13 protein-coding genes are annotated in these 20,073 nt (G+C 61.0%); 7 read left to right on the top strand and 6 right to left on the bottom strand.

Features of this window, described 5'->3' with window-relative positions:
• Window positions 1–173 precede the first annotated feature (173 nt).
• From H043_RS0128350 to H043_RS0128335, 4 genes are all read right to left on the bottom strand, one after another.
• Complete coding sequence (locus H043_RS0128350; RefSeq protein WP_027614633.1) at window positions 174–1,493, bottom strand: HdeD family acid-resistance protein; 1,320 nt, start codon at window positions 1,491–1,493, stop codon at window positions 174–176.
• Between the two features lie 94 nt (window positions 1,494–1,587).
• Window positions 1,588–5,262, bottom strand: coding sequence for a translocation/assembly module TamB domain-containing protein (locus H043_RS0128345; protein WP_027614632.1), 3,675 nt, complete (start codon window positions 5,260–5,262; stop codon window positions 1,588–1,590).
• The gene (locus tag H043_RS0128340) at window positions 5,259–6,986 is read right to left on the bottom strand and encodes an autotransporter assembly complex family protein (protein WP_027614631.1); all 1,728 of its coding nucleotides are present in this window, start codon (window positions 6,984–6,986) and stop codon (window positions 5,259–5,261) included. Before H043_RS0128340 ends, H043_RS0128345 begins: the two co-directional genes overlap by 4 nt.
• A 66-nt stretch (window positions 6,987–7,052) precedes the next feature.
• Complete coding sequence (locus H043_RS0128335) at window positions 7,053–7,703, bottom strand: N-acetyltransferase (protein WP_027614630.1); 651 nt, start codon at window positions 7,701–7,703, stop codon at window positions 7,053–7,055.
• A 303-nt stretch (window positions 7,704–8,006) separates the two neighbouring features.
• On the opposite strand from H043_RS0128335, the gene xthA reads away from it, so the two are divergent.
• Together xthA and H043_RS0128320 are read left to right on the top strand one after the other, a co-directional pair.
• Complete coding sequence (gene xthA / locus H043_RS0128325) at window positions 8,007–8,819, top strand: exodeoxyribonuclease III (RefSeq protein ID WP_027614628.1); 813 nt, start codon at window positions 8,007–8,009, stop codon at window positions 8,817–8,819.
• A gap of 240 nt (window positions 8,820–9,059) precedes the next feature.
• Entirely contained in the window at window positions 9,060–10,394 is a 1,335-nt protein-coding gene (locus tag H043_RS0128320; RefSeq protein WP_027614627.1) for a substrate-binding domain-containing protein, read from the top strand.
• Window positions 10,395–10,524: 130 nt separating this feature from the next.
• Here H043_RS0128320 and H043_RS0128315 read toward each other — a convergent pair whose 3' ends face one another.
• Window positions 10,525–11,754 carry an acyl-CoA dehydrogenase gene (locus H043_RS0128315; RefSeq protein ID WP_003223710.1) on the bottom strand — a complete coding sequence of 410 codons (1,230 nt, stop codon included), beginning with the start codon at window positions 11,752–11,754 and terminating at the stop codon, window positions 10,525–10,527.
• A gap of 157 nt (window positions 11,755–11,911) precedes the next feature.
• Between H043_RS0128315 and H043_RS0128310 the strand changes: the two genes are divergently transcribed.
• The 3 genes from H043_RS0128310 to H043_RS0128300 all read left to right on the top strand — a co-directional run bounded on the left by H043_RS0128310 (window position 11,912) and on the right by H043_RS0128300 (window position 14,488).
• A complete protein-coding gene (locus H043_RS0128310) occupies window positions 11,912–12,841 on the top strand; it encodes a LysR family transcriptional regulator (protein WP_027614626.1) in 930 nt (309 codons plus the stop codon).
• Between the two features lie 197 nt (window positions 12,842–13,038).
• Window positions 13,039–13,440, top strand: coding sequence for a MerR family DNA-binding transcriptional regulator (locus H043_RS0128305; RefSeq protein WP_027614625.1), 402 nt, complete (start codon window positions 13,039–13,041; stop codon window positions 13,438–13,440).
• 148 nt (window positions 13,441–13,588) lie between these two features.
• Complete coding sequence (locus H043_RS0128300) at window positions 13,589–14,488, top strand: hydroxymethylglutaryl-CoA lyase (protein WP_027614624.1); 900 nt, start codon at window positions 13,589–13,591, stop codon at window positions 14,486–14,488.
• A gap of 668 nt (window positions 14,489–15,156) precedes the next feature.
• Here the strand turns inward: H043_RS0128300 and H043_RS0128295 are convergent.
• A complete protein-coding gene (locus H043_RS0128295) occupies window positions 15,157–16,854 on the bottom strand; it encodes an AMP-binding protein (protein WP_027614623.1) in 1,698 nt (565 codons plus the stop codon).
• Window positions 16,855–17,212: 358 nt separating this feature from the next.
• Between H043_RS0128295 and H043_RS0128290 the strand changes: the two genes are divergently transcribed.
• Window positions 17,213–18,376 (top strand): isovaleryl-CoA dehydrogenase, encoded by a 1,164-nt coding sequence (locus tag H043_RS0128290; RefSeq protein ID WP_027614622.1) that lies wholly within the window; start codon window positions 17,213–17,215, stop codon window positions 18,374–18,376.
• A 12-nt stretch (window positions 18,377–18,388) separates the two neighbouring features.
• Window positions 18,389–19,996 (top strand): carboxyl transferase domain-containing protein, encoded by a 1,608-nt coding sequence (locus H043_RS0128285; RefSeq protein ID WP_027614621.1) that lies wholly within the window; start codon window positions 18,389–18,391, stop codon window positions 19,994–19,996.
• Window positions 19,997–20,073 lie beyond the last annotated feature (77 nt).

Raw genomic sequence — 20,073 nt, 5'->3', positions numbered from 1 at the left:
TGTCAACGTAATAGTTAGGTTGCTTTGTAATTAGTTGACCAGTGGAGTGGGTTTTTGTGTTGCCCGCACTGACGCTTTCGCGAGCAGGCTCGCTCCCACAGGGATCTCATGCATACATGGATCAATGTGGGAGCGAGCCTGCTCGCGAAGGCAGCGACTCGGTGTAACGTCGGTCAGGATTTGTCGGAAGGATGCACAGCCGGCGGCTGGAGGGGATGCACTTCACGCCCGCGCAAAGCAGTCACTGCATAACCGCAGGCGCGTTTGATCACCGCATACATGCTGTGCCAGCCCGGCGGTGCCGGCTCGATGGCGGCATGCAGCGCCCGTGCGTAATCGAGCACCAGACCGGGCGTCCAGGCCATCACTTCAGCGCGTTTACGCACCTGCGCCGCCACCCAGAACTCGGGGCTGAGGACCACTCTGGCGAAATCGAGCATGCTCGAATGCCCGCGATTCATCGCCCCTTCAAGGGCTGCTTCGAGGCTGTGAGCGACGGCACTCGAGCAGTTGCGGCTGGTGAGGTTGTATGTGCTGTTCTGCCGATATTCGCTCCAGAACGCCTGCAACCGCCGGGCGTCGTAGTGAGCAAAACTGACCCGAACCGAAGACGGGCACCAGTCCGCCACCTCCCCCGCATAGTCAGGCAGAAACCGCCCGGCGACATCGTTGTTCGGCGTCGCCCGCAGTAACCGCACGAAATCCCCCGCCGAACGATCGATGTCGTCCAGCGGGTAATGGCTGATGTAAATCTCCGGGCCACATTCCAGTGCCGCGTGGCCAGCCGAGATCACGCCGTTGATATCGACTGCGGCGATATAGCGATTGAGCAGACGGTTGCGCACCAGAGTGTCATCAACGGTGCCGCTGGGGGTCCAGACATGAATGACCAATGCGTCGCTGCTGGCCGGCGCACTGGGCGCAACAGGGTTTTTCAGCGGCGGCAGGTGCCTGAAGCGCACGGCTTGGCGCAACAACGCGCAGCCCGAGAGAAACAGGCTCATGCCGATGCAGAACGGCACCGTGCCCTTGTATAGCGTCGGATACGGCTCAAGGATAAACACGCCAAAGCCGAGTTCGAACAACCCCGCCAGCAGCGACACCTGCCAGCCGACAAAGCGCACCACCACCGCAGCCGCCAGCCTGAAGACCCCATCGACGATGAAAGCCCCGCCAAACAGCACCGCCAGAATCAGCCCGGCAGCATGTTGCCGGTCAACGATCAGCAGCCCCAGCAAGAGAAACGCCAGACCTCGCGCTTTACGCAGGGCCGCAGCGGTCCCGGTCTGCGGTGCAGGCACCAGCAGCAGGATCAGCGCTTCGAGCAACAACAGATAGCCGAAGAGATGCAGCGGGAAATACAAAACGCCATCCAGCGCATCGATGAAGATCGCCACCCCGGCCGCGCCCCAGACAATGCCGGTCAGCGCCAGTGCTGACCAACGCTTGCGGACAAAGTCATTACCGAGCAAGACCATACTCAAGCGGACCATAGGCGCAACCGGCAAGGTTTTGAGGGTTCGGTGAGTCTAATACATCCTGGAAAAACCGGATCGCAGCGTCACGACCCGGCTATTGGCCACGTTCTCAGAAATCGCGCTTGTAGAAGATATCCAGCGAACTGGCGACACCGCTGGCGGCTTCGACATATACCTTCTTGCTCAGCTTGTAACGCAGCGCGATGGTGTTGGCTGGCTCGAACACGCCGACGCCATAACGCAGGCTGAGTTTCTCGGAGATGTTACCGCTGGCGACCACGCTGGTGGTGTTGCCGCTGCCCTGGGTGTCGAGCTGGAAGTCCTGAATCCCCAGGTCTTTGGCCAGGCCGCTGGTGACCCCGGAACTGCCCATCAAGCCCAGACCCAATGCTGCTTGCGCGAGCATGTTGTTGTCTTCGCCGTTGGTGCTCAGCGGACGTCCCAGTACCAGGTAGGACAACGCCTGCTCCTGACTCATCGCCGGTTCGGAGAAGATTTGCGTGGTCGGTTGCTCGGCGCTGCCGCTCAGGCGGATACCGGCGATCACGTCGTCGGTCTGGCGGATCGCTTCGATGTCCAGATACGGCTGATCGATCGGGCCGGCAAATAGCAGCCGCGCACGACGCACGTTCAGGCGCTGGCCATAGGCGCGGTAACGGCCGTCGTTGAGCCACAGCTCGCCACGGGTGTCCATGTTGTCGCCGATGTGCACGTGACCTTGCAGGTTGGCGGTCAGGCCGAACCCGGCGAAGCTCAGTTTGTCTTCGCCGACCACCACGTCGATGTCCATTTTCATCGCCAGCGGTGGTTTGCCCTCTTCGGTCTGCGCGCCAACGATGATCGTGTCGTCGGACACTTTCACCGTCGATGGCGGCAGTTCACGCACGGTGATTTCGCCTCGCGGCACCTGTACCTTGCCGGCGATTTTCAGCTCATCGCCGGCCATGGAAATCTTCAGGTCCGGCGCCACTTCCAGCTTGGCGTACGGCTCGACGGTGACCGGCAATTGCGTGCCCTTGAGCGCCAGATCGACCACCAGCGCCTGGCCCCAGGCGACGTTACCGTTCAGGCTGCCCTGCCCACTCTTGCCGCTGTTCCAGCCACCGTCGAGGCGCACCGATTCGCCGGCAATCACCGCGGTGAGTCGCAGATTCTGCAACTCCATCGGCAACTCGGCGCCAGACACTTCGCCGTCGCTGAGTTGCACGGTGCCGTTGACCAGCGGCGCCAGCAGCCCGCCGGAAATCGTGCCGCTGCCATTCAGGCGCCCGGTCAGTTTCTCGACCATCGGCACAAACGGCCGCGCCACCGACAGGTCCAGCCCGCTGAGACGGAAAGAACCACTCAGCGGTTTGTTTTTCGGCAACGGATTGAGCTGCGCCTGCACCATCAACTCGCCGAGTTTGCCGCCGACGAAGTTGAGTTCGGTATCGACGCGCTTCGGCGTGAGTTTGCTGGTGAGCTTCAGGGTCTGGTACGGGAAGTCCAGCCACTGATCCTTTTCCTTCATGCGCAAGGTGCCGCCGCTGGCGTCGACGCTGACCACGCCGTTCGGGCCGCTGGCTGGCAGGTCCAGTTGCAGATCGGCGTTGAGCTTGCCCTGCCAGGCGAAGTCTTTCGGCAACCATTGCGCCAGACTTTCGATCGGGAACTGCTTGAGGTGGTAACGCAGTTTCGGCTCGGGCAGCAGGCGCTGGTCTTCACCGCACAGACTGGCATTGCCGGACATCCAGCAATGCGCGCCGAAGTTGATCTTGCCGTCGGCCAGACGTTCGAGTTTGGCCGGGCTCTGCAGTTTCCAGTCCTGGCCGCCGGCCTGAATATCGCCGCTGGCCAAACGACCGCGCCAGTTGCCCTTGTCCAGATTGCCGTCCAGGCCAAGGGCCAGTTTCAGCTTCGGCCCGAGCAGGTCGAGGTTGAGTTTCTGGCTCTTGATGTCGCCCTGCGCGCTGGCGGTCAACACGCCGAGGTTGGTGTCGCCGGCCTGAATGCCGCTGCCCTTGAGGTCGATCTTCGCCCGTTGCGCGCTGTCGAGCGTGGCGTCGAGGTTGAGGCTTTGCAGGCGATTGTCCTGGAACGCCAGTTGCGAACCTTGCAGATCAAGTTTGCCTTGCGGAACTTTCAGCGTACCGGCAACGTTGACCTGACCCGTGACCTGCCCCCGCAGCTGCGGCCAGAGCTGGGCCAGACGCGTCAGTTTGATGTCGATCTGGCCGGTGAGTTTCTGTTGCAGGCTGCCCTTGCCGCTGATGCTGTTATCGCCGAGGCGGATTTGCAGGGCGTTGAGGTTCCATTGCTCACCGGCACCGTCGGCCTTGGCCTGGAGGATTGCCGGTTGCCCGCGCAATTTGCCTTTGAGGTCGAGGTCGGCGCTGAGGCTCAGGCGATCGTTCTTCATTTCGCCTTTGCTGCGCAGCGGCCCGGCCAGGGTGCCCGGCAACTCCGCAACCCAGTACGCCGGGTTCAGCGCAGAGAGATCCAGCGCCGTGTCCCAGGCGATGCCGTCGGCGAACTGCACATTGACATGACCTTCGGCCTTGCCCTGCCCGGCTTCCATTTTCAATTGCGGCAAGGCGATCTGTTTCAGGCTGCCGCTGAACGGACTGCTCAGGCTGAACGCCCCCGCCGGGCCATCGAGGTCGGCGGCGAAGTTACCGAGGTACTGACCGTCGGTGTAGGAGACTTCGCCGGTGAAGGTACGCAAGGCAACTTGCGGCTCGTCGATTTCGTTATACAGCCGATGCCACGGGAAATCCTGCCAGTTGATGTTGGCCTGAGCCGTGAGGCCCTTGCTCCAGTCAACGCTGCCGGTGAGCTTGAGGCTTTGTTTGTCGTTAGCCGTCAGGTCGAGGCCGGCGATCTGCGCACCGCTGGCATCGACCTTGCCTTTGAGCAGCAGCGCCACCGGGCCTTTATCGGCGGGCAGCGTGGCGTTGCCGTTGAGCTGATAACCGTTTTTCAGGTCACCGTCGCCGGTCAGTACCAATTGATTGAGTTGCAGGGTGTCCGGCAAATCGGCGCTGGGTTTGAACGCCTCGGAGGTGATGCGCACCTTGGCCGGCAGATTTTCCGCCAGCGGTTGCAGTTCGCCGCTCAACTGGCCGTCGAGGTAGCCACGGCTGTCTGCATGCAGGTTGAGGGTTTTCAGCAGATCGCCGTCGACTTTCAACGCCAGCGTCCAGGGGCCTGTGCCTGGGGACGGCAGGCTCAGGTCACCGGCGATGTTCAGCGGCCAATTGCCGGTCGGTTGCAGCAGGCCGGAGAGATTCAGGCTGAGGTCGTCGCGCTGCAGTTTCACGCTGTCGATCTGCAGGCCCTGGGCCGTCCAGTGCGCCGCCAGTTGCAGGCCCTTGAGCTGCTCGCTGCCGTTGAACAACAGGCTGCCGACTTGTACGTCACCGAGTTCGATGGCCACCGGCAGTTGCAGATCCGGCAGTTTGATCGGGCCGCTTTCAGTGGTTTCTTCACTCGGCGGGAATTGCAGAATGACCTGATCGGCCTTGAGCTGTTCGATGCACAAAGTCATGCGGGTCAGGCACAGCGGTGACCAGGCGAAGATTGCCTTGTTCAGCTCGACGCGACTGCTGTCCTGCTGCCACAGCAGATGATCGGCGCTCCATTGGCCACCGAGACGGCCCTGGAAATTCTCCACGCTCAAACCCGGCACCAGGCTCAGCGCCCAACGGCTGCCGGCCTGCGTCCCGAGTACCGCGCTGATGCTCAATACAATTAACAACAGCAACGCCAGCAGTGTCAGTGCCGCTATTTTCAAACCACGCTTCACAGCTCAGGCCCCATGGAAAAGTGCAGCCGGATGCCGCCGTCGTCGTCCAGCGCGTGGGCCAGGTCGAGGCGAATCGGCCCCACCGGCGAGACCCAGCGCACACCGATACCGACCCCGGTCTTGAGGTTCGGCAGTTCGAGTTTGTTGAAGGAGTTGCCCTGGTCGACGAAGGTCGCGACCCGCCATTTCTCGGCAATCGAGTACTGATACTCGACGCTGCCGGCCACCATGTAGCGGCCGCCGATGCGGTCGCCCTTGGAGTTTTCCGGGGACAGGCTCTGGTAGTCGTAACCGCGCACGCTTTGATCGCCGCCGGCGAAGAAACGCAGCGACGGCGGTACCGAGTTGTAACCGTTGGTGGCGCTGCCGCCGACCTGCACCCGACCGAGGAAGCGGTGGTTGTCGAACACCGTGGTCAGGCCCTTGATGAGCGCCGTGCCATATAAAAGGTTGTTGTCCGAGCCAAGGCCTTCTTTCGCCACTTTGCTTTCGAAGGTCAGGCGATAGCCGTTGTGCGGGTCGATGCGGTTGTCGCTTTTCAGGTACGAGTAACTGATGCCGGGCATCAACAAGGTACTCAGGCCGGAGTCGTCGCCAAGTTCATATTCTTCACGCTGCCATTTCAGCGAGATCACTCGCTGCCAGCCGCTGGGCAACTTGCTGTGCCATTCCGGGCCGAAGGTCAGCAGCTTGCTCAGGGTGTCCGAGCCGTCGATGTTTTCAAATTGATAACCACCGGCCCAACGCAGTTTGTCGGTCAGCGGTGGGTCGAGCGGGATGTCATAGAACAACCCGACGTTCTGCCGTGGCGCCGACAACTCGGCTTCCCAGCCGTAACTGTCGCCCTGCGGGTTGACCCAGTGGCGCGTCCAGTTGGCCTTGATCCGTGGGCCGACGTCGGTCGAATAACCGAGGCCCAGGCCCATGGTGCGTGGTTTGCGGGTGTCGAGTTTGACGTCGACCGGGATCACATCGTTTTTCGCCGCCGTCGGCGCCGCATCGACGCGCACGCCTTCGAAATAGCCACTCGATTGCAGGTCGCGGTTGAGTTCGGCGATCAGCTCGGAGTCATACGGATCGCCAGCCTTGAACGGCACCATGCGTTGCAGCAGGTCTTCGTCGAACGGCGTATCGCCCTCGAAACTGACTTTGCCCAGCGCATAACGCGGGCCGCTGTCGTAGATCAATTCAACGTCGGCCACCCCGGCACGCGGGTCGACCAAAAGTTTCTGGCTGGTGAAATGGCCACTGAAAAAGCCGAAGCGCGAGGCCTGGTTCTGGATCAGGCGTTTGGCGTCTTCATAACGCCCATGGTTGAGCACGGCGCCGGACTTGAGCGTGTCACTGCTCGGCACACGAAAGGATTTGAGGGAGGCGGCAGGCCCGTCGACGCGGATGGTGACGTTGCGCAGACGAATCGGCTCGCCAGGATCGATGTTCAGCACCAAGCGCGGTTTTTCGCCGCCCTTCACGTCACTGTCGATCTGCGGCTGGTAATAACCCAAGGCCTGCGCCGCTTTGCGCGCCTGCTCCTCGGCCCCGCGACTGAAGCGCAGCAAGGCTTGTTCGTCACGGTCGCCGAGGCTGCCGATATAACCTTCTATATTGGCCTTGAGTTCGTCGTTGGACGGTTTGATCCGCACGTCCAATTCACTTTGCGCCAGCGCCGCGCAGCTGGTTAACAGCATGAGCACGCCACTGGTAAATCTTCCTGGAAACTTCATAGGCGCGGATGCTATCACGGGCTTGGGAGCGTGATAGAACAGGAAATTTCCGAAAAAGTTCTATGGCTAAGCCGTTGCAGTTTGTAACACCTGCGGATTGGCGTGGAAAAACACGTGCTCGCGCACCGGGCCGACGGCCACTTCGCCGATCTCTTCGTAGCCCTGGCGTTTATAGAATTCCAGGTAGCGCGGGTTGCCGGTGTCGAGCACCACGCCTTGCGAGGTTTCGTCCACTGCGCACCAGTTATGCACGGCGGTCAGCAACTGCTCGCCGAAGTGTTTGCCCTGAAACTGCGGATGAATCCCCAGCAGCGGCAGCATGTGCACGGAGGCGCTGGGCACGCAGGCGGCCACCGCATCGTGATATTCCAGATAGCGCCGGGTGCAGCGGAATCCGGTGCTGAGCACCATGCGCAAGCGCCACGCCCAACTTTCGGTGATGCCCAGACGACGCTGCGGCGGCGCAATCAGGGCGATGCCGATCAGACGGTCATTGACCAACAGGCCGATGGCCGGCTGATCCTGCAGAAAATGCTGTTTGACCAGTTCGCGCACCGTGGCCCGCACGCGCTGCTCGTAGCCCGGCCGCTCGGCCTCGAACAGGTAACCGAAGGTCGGCTCGTGGCGATAGGCCTGATACAGCAGTGATCGGGCTTCGCGCGAGTAACCGCGGTCGAGCATGTGGATGTCGGCGATGGCGGTCTGGGTTTCAGGCATGACGGTGATTCTCCCCGGGGCGCGGCTCAAATGACTGCGCTCTTGATGGTACGAACCTTTTGCGGGTGGCGCAGTTCCCCACAGGTATAGACCAACTCGGGATCTTCATCGACTGGGCGGCCGCCATCGCGAGCAGGCTCACTCCTACAGGGGGTACGCATTCCAATTGTAGGAGCGAGCCTGCTCGCGATGGCGTCAGCTCGGGCAACCCACATCCCACAGATGAAAATGATTTCTCCCATCCCACACTGGCCCCCATCCCACATGTCAGCTAGCATCGCCCTTTTGCCAGGACTGCCGACCATGAAGATTGTTTCCTTCAACATCAACGGACTGCGCGCCCGTCCGCATCAGCTGGCAGCGCTGATCGAAAAGCATCAGCCGGACGTGATCGGCCTGCAGGAAACCAAGGTTCACGACGACCAGTTCCCACTGGAAGAAGTGCGTGCGCTGGGCTACCACGTTTATTTCCACGGCCAGAAAGGCCATTACGGCGTCGCTCTGCTTTCGCGCAAAGAACCGATTGCGATCCACAAAGGCTTCGCCAGCGATGAAGAAGACGCGCAGCGCCGCTTTATCTGGGGCACCTTCGCCGACGCCAATGGCGTGCCGGTGACCATCATGAACGGCTACTTCCCGCAGGGCGAAAGCCGCGACCACCCGACCAAATTCCCGGCCAAGCAACGCTTCTACAGCGACCTGCAAACCCTGCTGGAAAGCCAGTTCCACAACGAGCAGCCGCTGGTGGTGATGGGCGATGTGAACATTTCCCCGGAAGACTGCGACATCGGCATCGGCCCGGACAACATGAAGCGCTGGTTGAAAACCGGCAAATGCAGCTTCCTGCCGGAAGAGCGCGAGTGGATGGCCCGCCTGAAAAACTGGGGCCTGACCGACAGCTATCGCCACTTGAACCCGGACGTGACCGACATGTTCAGCTGGTTCGACTATCGCAGCCGTGGTTTTGAAGACGAACCGAAACGTGGCCTGCGCATCGACGTGATCCTCGCCTCCCACGGCTTGCTGCCGCGGGTCAAGGATGCGGGCGTGGACTATGAACTGCGCGGCATGGAAAAACCGTCGGATCATGCGCCGATCTGGCTTGAACTGAGCTGATTCACAACGCTTCTCCCTGTACGAGTGAGCCTGTGGTGAGGGGATTTATCCCCGATGGGCTGCGAAGCGGCCCCAGTCGTCTCTAGTAGATCGAAATGAAGATTTTGGGTCGGCTTCGCCAACCATCGGGGATAAATCCCCTCACCACGGACTCACTCCTACATTGGATCCCTGTCATGTTTTGGTCATGCGCCTGACTTAATCTCCCCGGCAATCCCCTTGGCTTGATTCGGTGCCGGCATGACCCTGCGTGTTCTGTTCGCTTTTATGTCGAGTGCATGGCTGACGGTCAGTGCCGCCACCCTGCCCATCCCTGAAAACGGCCCGGCATTGCGCATTCAGGGTTCCAACACCATTGGCGCCGACCTTGGCCCGGCGTTGGTTGAAGGCTTTCTGCAGGACCAGGGCCTGCTGAAAATTCACCGAGAGAACCCCGACGCCGCCAACGAACAACACATCGTCGGCCAGACTGCCCAAGGCAAACGGGTGGTGATTGAAGTCGCCGCCCACGGTTCCAGCACCGGTTTCACTGCGCTGAAAAGCGCCAGTGCCGACCTCGCCGCCTCCTCCCGACCGATCAAGGACAGCGAACTGCTCAGCCTGCAAGCGCTCGGCGATCTGAAAAGCGCCGCCGCCGAGCAGGTGATTGCCATCGACGGCCTGGCGATCATCCTTCACCCCGGCAACCCACTGCAGCAACTGGACACCGAGCAACTGGCGCGGATCTTCAGCGGTGAGGTGAAAACCTGGGAAGACCTCGGCGGTCGCGGCGGCGCGATTCATTTATATGCGCGGGATGATCAGTCCGGCACTTACGACACGTTCAAGGAACTGGTGCTGGGTCGGCGTGGGAAAAGTCTGAGTTCCAGTGCGAAACGCTTCGAATCCAGCGAGCAATTGTCCGACGCGGTGAGCAGTGATCCGCAGGGTATCGGTTTCATCGGTCTGCCGTATGTGCGTCAGGCCAAAGCCGTGGCGATTGCCGACGGCGCATCGCAATCGATGTTGCCGCTCAACAGCCTGATTGCCACTGAGGACTATCCGCTGTCGCGGCGCCTGTTCTTTTATCTGCCGCCGGGCAACCAGAATCCGTGGGCATCGGCACTGGTGGCGTTTGCGCAAAGCCCACAGGGCCAGAAGATTGTCGCGGCCAACGGCTTCATCAGCCAGACCGTGCACGCGATGACCGTGACACCGAATGCGCTGATGCCCGAGGGTTATCAATCCCTCAGCCGCCATGCCCAGCGTCTGACGGTGAATTTCCGTTTCGAGGAAGGCAGCGCCAGCCTCGACAACAAGGCGCGGCAGGATCTGGCGCGGGTGCTCGACTATATACAGCGCCACGACAAGACCGAGCGCGCGGTGACGCTGGTGGGGTTTGGCGACGAGAAAGACGATCCGGCCCGCGCCGACCTGCTGTCAAAGCTGCGGGCGATGGCGGTGCGCCGTGAATTGGTGAAGAACGGCGTGGTGATGCGCGAAGTGCGCGGGTTTGGCGCGTTGATGCCGGTGGCGGCGAACAGTGCGGATGAAGGCAGGATCAAGAATCGGCGGGTTGAGGTTTGGGTGTATTGAGCCTGATGTTGATGGACTGAATGGGCTGGCCCCTTCGCGAGCAGGCTCGCTCCCGCAGTGATCGCATTCTTCCATTTGGTATGCGGTCTAATGTGGGAGCGAGCCTGCTCGCGAAGCCGGCGACGCGGTCTTAATGACCGCTGCGCAGCATTTCCTTCGGCACATACTTGCCGATCTCGAACTTGCCGATTGCCGCGCGGTGCACTTCGTCCGGGCCGTCGGCCAGGCGCAGGGTGCGCTGCATGGCGTACATATAGGCCAGCGGGAAATCGTTGGAAACCCCGGCCCCGCCGTGGATCTGGATCGCCCGGTCGATCACCCGCAGGGCCACGTTCGGTGCGACGACCTTGATCTGCGCGATCTCGCTCTTCGCCACTTTGTTGCCGACGGTGTCCATCATGTACGCCGCTTTCAGGGTCAGCAGGCGCGCCATGTCGATTTCCATCCGCGAGTCAGCGATCTTGTCGACGTTACCGCCCAGACGCGCCAATGGCTTGCCGAACGCGGTGCGGCTCACCGAGCGTTTGCACATCAATTCCAGCGCACGTTCAGCCATGCCGATCGAGCGCATACAGTGGTGAATCCGCCCTGGACCTAGGCGACCCTGAGCTATTTCGAAGCCGCGACCTTCGCCGAGCAGGACGTTTTCGTAAGGCACGCGCACGTTGTCGAACAGCACTTCGGCGTGGCCGTGCGGTGCATCGTCGTAGCCGAATACCGGCAGCGGGCGGACGATTTTCACCCCGGGGGTGTCGACCGGCACGAGGATCATCGAGTGCTGCGCATGGCGCGGTGCGTCAGGGTTGCTCAGGCCCATGAAGATCAGAATCTTGCAGCGCGGATCGCAGGCGCCGGAGGTCCACCATTTCTTGCCGTTGATCACCCATTCATCGCCATCACGCACGGCGCGGGCGGCCATGTTGGTGGCGTCGGACGAGGCCACGTCCGGCTCGGTCATGGCGAACGCCGAGCGGATCTCGCCGCGCAGCAACGGTTCGAGCCAGCGCTGTTTCTGCTCTTCGTTGGCGTAGCGCACCAGCACTTCCATGTTGCCGGTGTCCGGCGCCGAGCAGTTGAACGGTTCCGGCCCCAGCAGCGAGCGGCCCATGATTTCTGCCAGCGGTGCGTATTCAAGGTTGGTCAGGCCAGCGCCGAGTTCCGACTCAGGCAGGAACAGATTCCACAGCCCTTCAGCCTTGGCCTTGGCTTTGAGCTCTTCCATGATCGCGGTCGGCTGCCAGCGATCACCCTCGGCAACCTGGCGTTCGAACACGGCTTCGGCCGGGTAAACGTAAGTGTCCATGAACGCGGTCACGCGCTCACGCAGTTCTTGCACCTTGGGCGAATAAGCGAAATCCATGAGCAATTACCTTCTTTAGGCAGAGGTTGTTCAGATCATGCAATCGATGCTAGAACAGCGCGGATAATTTACCTAGCCTATTCTCGGCGTGTATAAACATTCATCACCGATATATGATCCGCTGATCGTCAGCCCACAGAACAAGAGAAGCCGCGTTATGAATCTGAGTAAGGTCGACCTCAACCTTTTCATCGTCTTCGACGCGATTTACACCGAAGCCAACCTGACCCGCGCCGGGCAGATTGTCGGGATTACCCAGCCGGCGGTGTCCAACGCGCTGGCGCGGTTGCGCGAGACCTTCAACGATCCACTGTTCGTGCGCACCGCCCAGGGCATGGTGCCGACGCCGATGGCGCAGAACATCATCGGCCCGGTGCGCAACGCGCTGTCGCTGCTGCGGGTGTCAGTGCAGGAGAGCCGGATTTTCAACCCGGCGCAGGCGGTGAAGACTTACCGCATCAGCATGACCGACCTCACTGAGGCGGTGATTCTGCCGCCGCTGTTCCAGCGTTTGCGGCGTCTGGCGCCGACGGTGATCATTGAAAGTTTCCTGTCCAAACGCCGCGAAACCACCAAGGAACTGGCGGCCGGACGCCTGGATTTTGCCGTCGATGCCCCGCTCAACACCGACCCGCAGGTGCGCCACGTCAAGCTGATGGAAGACCGTTACGTCTGTGCGATGCGCAAGGGGCATCCGCTGGCGGGCAAGGAGAAACTGTCGCTGGATGACTATCTGTCGCTGACCCACATCCATATCTCCAGTCGCCGTAGCGGGCTGGGCTATGTGGATCTGGCGCTGGGCAAAATGGGCATTCAACGCAAGATCGCCCTGCGCTCGCAGCATTATCTGATGGCGTCGCAGGTCATGCAGCAGACCGACATGGTGATGACGGTGCCCGAGCGCTTTGCCCGGCGTAATGACTTGCACGCGTTCAACCTGCCGGTCAACGACGTGCCGCCGCTGGAGACTCACCTGTATTGGCATGAAAGCACCGACCAGGACCCGGCCAATCGCTGGATGCGCGAGCAGATCATCGAGTTGTGCCAGCAGGTGGCGGCGCAGGAGAAGAAGCTGGACAAAGTGTAAGGCTGGCAACCGCGTTATCGTTCTTCGCGAGCAGGCTCGCTCCCACATTCGATCGGGCTTCTTCAGATGAAATGCAATCAACTGTGGGAGCGAGCCTGCTCGCGAAGAGGCCATCCCTCACACCATACATCTTGAACCTTGACGTAAACGTCAACTCGCCATTAGCTTAGCGCCAAGACCTTTTTCCGAGCGCTTTCATGAGCAGCCAGACCTACAGCATTTCCGACCTCGCCCGCGAGCTGGACATCACCACCCGGGCGATCCGCTTTTATGAAGAACAAGGCCTGCTCAGCCCCGAGCGTCGTGGCCAGGAACGCATCTACTCGCCGCGCGACAAGGTCAGCCTGAAGCTGATCCTGCGCGGCAAGCGCATCGGTTTCTCCCTGGCCGAATGCCGTGAGCTGATCGAGCTCTATGACCCGTCCAGCGGTAACACCAAACAGCTCAACAGCATGCTGGCAAAAATCGGCGAGCGCCGCGAACAGCTCGAGCAGCAGTTGCTCGACATCGAACAGATGAAGCTGGAACTCGATACCGCTGAAGAACGCTGCGTGCAGGCTTTGGAGCAGACGCTGAAGAGCCAGCAGATAGCGCAGTAATCAGCCACAACTCATTCCCTGTGGGAGCGGGCTTGCTCGCGAAGGCGGAGTGTCAGGCGACAAATTTTGTATCTGATACACCGCCTTCGCGAGCAAGCCCGCTCCCACAGGGACCTCATGTAATTCCGAAAATGAGCAGGTCAACCCCATGTCCCTCCCCTCCCAAGTACGCCTGATCGAAGTCGGCCCGCGCGATGGCCTGCAGAACGAAGCCCAACCGATCAGCGTGGCTGACAAGGTGCAACTGGTCGACGCCCTGAGCGCCGCCGGCCTTGGTTATATCGAAGTCGGCAGTTTTGTCTCGCCGAAATGGGTGCCGCAGATGGCCGGATCCGCCGAAGTGTTTGCGCAGATCCAGCGCAAACCCGGCGTGACCTACGGCGCACTGGCGCCGAACCTGCGCGGTTTTGAAGATGCACTGGCGGCCGGTGTGAAAGAGGTCGCGGTGTTCGCTGCGGCGTCCGAGGCGTTCTCGCAGCGCAACATCAATTGCTCGATCAGCGAAAGTCTGGCGCGCTTCGCACCGATCATGGAGGCCGCGAAACAGCACGGCGTTACCGTGCGCGGTTACGTGTCCTGCGTGCTCGGTTGCCCTTATGAAGGCGAGGTCGCACCGGAACAAGTGGCGATGGTCGCCCGCGAGTTGTATGCGATGGGCTGCTACGAAGTGTCCCTTGGCGACACCATCGGCACCGGCACCGCCGGCGCGACCCGGCGGTTGTTCGAAGTGGTGTCGGCGCAGGTGCCACGGGAGAAACTCGCCGGGCACTTCCACGACACCTACGGCCAGGCGATGGCCAACATCTATGCCAGCCTGCTGGAAGGCATCGCGGTGTTCGACAGCTCTATCGCCGGCCTCGGCGGCTGCCCGTACGCCAAAGGCGCGAGCGGTAACGTCGCCACCGAAGACGTGGTGTACCTGCTCAACGGCCTGGGCATCGAGACCGGTATCGACCTGGACGCCTTGATTGCGGCGGGTCAGCAGATCAGCGCGGTGCTCGGTCGCCCGAGCGGTTCGCGTGTGGCCAAGGCCCGTAACGCCCAGTGAGGGCGAAGGTGTTACCGCTGCGTCGGAAACGTGGGCGTAGACGAGTAACACGGAAACAAATTGTCTGGTTTGCCCTGAAGGAAAAATCCTTCAAAAATATCAACTCATTGATTTACAAGGGATTTAAAAAGTTGGCACGGCTTCTGCTATCTCTATGGCATAACAAGAATAAAAAGCAGCAAACCAATAAAAATAAGACGTACCGACTCTGACATAACAAAAACAACACGGCAGAGACGCAGCTAACAGATTTTTTTGGAGAAGGTGTGCTTTTCAGGGTGCTCTCAGGAGTGACCCGCAACCGGGCAGAGAACAATAAAACTACCTTCAGGTAGCTCCCGAATCGGTTGGATCGTTTAACGAGAAAGCAGATCAGCGCTCAAAAAAATACGTTTGCTCTTGACCCCGGATGGGGGTCGCCAAAAACAGCGGTAAAGGGCCACGGTTGCCAAAAACAACAACAGACCGCCCCTCAATAATAAAAAAAGAGCACGCGACGACAAAATTAAAGGGGAGCTTCGGCTCCCCTTTGTGCTTTCTGTGATTCCTGTTTTCACTGCGCATCCCTTGTGGGAGCGAGCCTGCTCGCGAAAGCGGTGTATCAGACTCATCTGCGCTGAATGACACACTGCATTCGCGAGCAGGCTCGCTCCCACATTTGATCTTCGTCAGGCCTGCTTTTCGCGGAGCTCCTCGATACTGATTTCACGCATCCTGAATTTCTGGATCTTGCCCGTCACAGTCATCGGAAACTCCTCCACAAACTTGAAGTAACGCGGCGTCTTGAAGTGCGCGATGCGCTCCTTGCACCAGGTTTGCAATTCCAGTTCGGAGGCGCTGTGGCCGGGATGGAATTTGATCCAGGCGACAATCTCCTCGCCGTAACGCGAGCACGGAATGCCGATCACCTGTACGTCCGCCACCGCCGGGTGGGTGAAGAAAAACTCTTCGAGCTCACGCGGATAAACGTTCTCGCCGCCGCGAATGATCATGTCCTTGTTACGCCCGGCGATGTTCACGTAACCCTCATCGTTCATGCTCGCCAGATCGCCGGTGTGCATCCATCCGGCCTCGTCGATGGCTTCGGCCGTGGCTTGCGGGTTGTTCCAGTAACCGAGCATCACGCTGTACCCCCGGGTGCACAGCTCACCGATGGTGCCGCGCGGCACCAGGTTGCCCGCCTCGTCGATGATCTTGCTTTCCAGTTGCGGCTGGGTGCGGCCGACGGTGGTGACGCGCAGTTCAAGTTCATCGTTGGGTCCGGTCTGCAGCGACACCGGACTGGTCTCGGTCATGCCGTAGGCAATCTGCACTTCGCTCATGTGCATCTCGCTGATGACCCGGCGCATGACTTCGATCGGGCAAGTGGCGCCGGCCATGATCCCGGTGCGCAGGGTCGACAGGTCGAACTCGGCCCGCTGCGGCTGATCGAGCATGGCGATGAACATGGTTGGCACGCCATAGAGGCCGGTGGCTTGTTCTTCGGCGACGGTTTGCAGGGTCAGTAACGGGTCGAACGCGTCGTTGGGATAAATCATGGTGCTGGCGTGGGTGATGCAGCCGAGGTTGCCCATGACCATGCCGAAGCAGTGATACAGCGGCACGGGGATCACCAGGCGGTCGCTCGGGGTCAGGCCGATGCTTTCGCCGACCATGTAACCGTTGTTGAGGATGTTGTAGTGACTGAGGGTCGCGCCCTTGGGGAAACCGGTGGTGCCGGAGGTGTACTGGATGTTCACCGGTTGATCGAAGTGCAGGCTGTCGCTGCGTTCACGCAGTTGTTCGGGCGAAACACTGCTCGCCAGATCGGCCAGTTGCAACCACGGCAGGAAGCCCGACGGTGGCTGTGCGTCGAGGCTGATCACCCCGCGCAAATCCGCCAGACGTTCGCTGCACAAATGGCCGATGGATTGCTCGGCGAGTTCCGGTACCAGCCCTTGCAGCATGGCGTGGTAGTTGGAGGACTTGAAAGCGCCGGCGCACACCAGCCACTGGCAACCGGACTGCTTGAGCACGTATTCCAGTTCGGAGCTGCGGTAGGCCGGGTTGATGTTGACCAGGATCACGCCGATCTTCGCCGTGGCGATTTGCGTGATGCACCACTGCGCGCAGTTCGGCGCCCAGATGCCGAGCCGATCTCCCGCCTGCAAACCCAGCGCCAGCAAGGCTCTGGCGTGCAGGTCGACGCTATCGGCCAGTTGCTGCCAGGTATAACGCAACTGCTGATGCCTTACGACCAGCGCCTCGCCGTGCGGGTGTTGCGCAACCGTCTGATCAAACTTCTGCCCGATGGTCATCGCCAGCAAGGCTTTGTCCTGTGAGCCACGGGTGTAGCTGCGCTGCGGGTTTGCACTGGGTTGATCCATGATGACCCCTATTGTCTTTATTAGTGGGTTTACCGGGATTTTGCTCTTGGCGGGAGTCAACTGTGGCGAGGGGATTCATCCCCGATGGTGTGCGAAGCGCACCCTCAGTTTTTCCTGTTGAACCGCATTCACAGGTTTTGGGTCGGCTTCGCCAACCATCGGGGATAAATCCCCTCACCACACAAGCCCGCTCCCACCAAAAGCACTCCGTTTTCAATCCTGAACTGCCCCTACTCTCGCTCAAGTTGACGTTAACGTAAAGGGTGATTGACAGCCAACCATCGCAGGCTTACGTTAACGTAAAGGTGAGAGCCATTGACCGCCCTCCCCACCCTACAAAAAAGCCAAAAGGTGACCCATGAGCTACCCATCCCTGAACTTCGCCCTCGGTGAAACCATCGACATGCTGCGCGATCAGGTTCAGTCCTTCGTCGCCGATCAGATCGCCCCACGCGCCGCGCAGATCGACCGCGACAACCTGTTCCCGGCCGACATGTGGCGCAAATTCGGTGACATGGGCCTGCTCGGCATCACCGTGCCGGAAGAGTACGGCGGTGCGGGTCTGGGTTACCTGGCGCACGTGGTGGCGATGGAAGAAATCAGCCGCGGCTCGGCTTCCGTGGCGCTGTCCTACGGCGCGCACTCCAATCTCTGCGTCAACCAGATCAACCGCAACGGTAACCACCAACAGAAATCCAAATACCTGCCGAAGCTGATCAGCGGCGAACACGTCGGCGCACTCGCCATGAGCGAGCCGAACGCCGGCTCCGACGTGGTTTCGATGAAACTGCGCGCCGACAAACGCGGCGACCGCTTCGTGCTCAATGGCAGCAAGACCTGGATCACCAACGGCCCTGACGCCAACACCTACGTGATCTACGCCAAGACCGACCTGGAAAAAGGCCCGCACGGCATCACCGCGTTCATCGTCGAGCGCGACTGGAAAGGCTTCAGCCGCAGCAACAAGTTCGACAAGCTCGGCATGCGCGGTTCCAACACCTGCGAGCTGTTCTTCGATGACGTCGAAGTGCCAGAAGAAAATATCCTCGGCGTGCTCAATGGCGGCGTGAAAGTGCTGATGAGTGGCCTCGATTATGAACGCGTGGTGCTGTCCGGCGGCCCGACCGGGATCATGCAGTCGTGCATGGACCTGATCGTGCCGTACATCCACGATCGCAAGCAGTTCGGCCAGAGCATCGGCGAATTCCAGCTGATCCAGGGCAAAGTCGCCGACATGTACACCCAGCTCAACGCCAGCCGCGCTTACCTGTACGCAGTGGCCCAGGCCTGCGAGCGTGGCGAAACCACGCGCAAAGACGCCGCCGGGGTGATCCTCTACACCGCCGAACGCGCCACGCAAATGGCCCTCGACGCCATCCAGATTCTTGGCGGTAACGGCTACATCAACGAATTCCCTGCGGGCCGCTTGCTGCGTGACGCCAAGCTCTACGAGATCGGCGCGGGTACCAGTGAGATCCGGCGCATGCTGATCGGTCGCGAACTGTTCAACGAAACCCGCTAAACGGAGCTGCACATGGCTATCCTGCATACTCAGCTCAATCCCCGTTCAGCGGAGTTCGCCGCCAACAGCGCGGCGATGCTTGAACAGGTCGACGCCCTGCACACCCTGCTTGCCCACGTGGCTCAGGGTGGCGGCGCGAAAGCCCAGGAACGTCACACCTCGCGGGGCAAGTTGCTCCCGCGCGAACGCATCAACCGTCTGCTCGATCCGGGCTCGCCGTTTCTCGAGATCAGCCAGCTCGCCGCACACGCCGTGTATGGCGAAGACGTACCGGCCGCCGGGGTGATTGCCGGGATCGGCCGGGTCGAAGGCGTCGAGTGCATGATCGTCGCCAACGACGCGACAGTGAAAGGTGGCTCGTACTACCCGCTGACCGTGAAAAAACACCTGCGCGCGCAGACCATCGCCCAGCAGAACCGCCTGCCGTGCATCTATCTGGTGGACTCGGGCGGCGCCAACCTGCCGCGTCAGGACGAAGTGTTCCCGGATCGCGAACACTTTGGCCGGATCTTCTTCAACCAGGCCAACATGAGCGCCATGGGCATTCCGCAGATCGCCGTGGTCATGGGTTCGTGCACCGCGGGCGGCGCTTATGTGCCGGCGATGGCTGACGAAGCAATCATGGTGCGCAATCAGGCAACGATTTTCCTCGCCGGCCCACCGCTGGTGAAAGCCGCGACCGGTGAAGTGGTCAGCGCCGAGGACTTGGGCGGTGCGGATATGCACTGCAAGATTTCCGGCGTGGCCGACCATTACGCCGAGAGCGACGAGCACGCCCTCGCCCTCGCCCGCCGCAGCGTCGCCAACCTCAACTGGCGCAAGCTCGGCGAAGTGCAGCAGCGCACGCCGATTGCGCCGCTGTACGCCAGCGACGAGTTATATGGCGTGGTTTCGGCCGACGCCAAACAGCCATTCGACGTGCGCGAAGTGATTGCGCGGCTGGTCGACGGTTCGGTGTTCGATGAATTCAAGGCGCTGTTCGGCACCACGCTGGTCTGCGGTTTTGCGCACCTGCATGGCTACCCGATCGCGATCCTCGCCAACAACGGCATCCTCTTCGCCGAAGCCGCGCAAAAAGGCGCGCATTTTATCGAACTGGCCTGCCAGCGCGGCATTCCGCTGCTGTTCCTGCAGAACATCACCGGGTTCATGGTCGGCCAGAAGTACGAGGCCGGAGGCATCGCCAAGCACGGCGCGAAACTGGTGACGGCGGTGGCCTGCGCCAAGGTGCCGAAATTCACCGTAATCATCGGCGGCAGTTTCGGCGCCGGTAACTACGGCATGTGCGGGCGCGCTTACGATCCGCGCTTCCTGTGGATGTGGCCGAATGCGCGCATCGGCGTGATGGGTGCCGAGCAGGCGGCGGGCGTGCTGGTGCAGGTCAAGCGCGAGCAGGCCGAACGCAGCGGCCAAGCCTTCAGCGCCGCGCAGGAAGCCGAGATCAAACAGCCGATCCTCGACCAGTACGAAGAGCAGGGTCACCCCTACTACTCCAGCGCACGCCTATGGGACGACGGCGTCATCGACCCGGCGCAGACCCGCGATGTGCTGGCCTTGGCCTTGTCCGCGTCGTTGAACGCGCCTATCGAACCGAGCCGCTTCGGCGTGTTCCGGATGTGATGCTTTTTTTGTGGGAGTGAGCTTGCTCGCGAAAGCGGTGTATCAGTCAACGTATCCGCAACTGACAGACCGTCTTC

Source organism: Pseudomonas sp. URIL14HWK12:I6, from assembly GCF_000514195.1.
In the GTDB taxonomy this organism is placed as follows: Bacteria; Pseudomonadota; Gammaproteobacteria; order Pseudomonadales; family Pseudomonadaceae; genus Aquipseudomonas; species Aquipseudomonas putida_A.
This window is presented reverse-complemented; position numbering and strand designations above follow the sequence as displayed.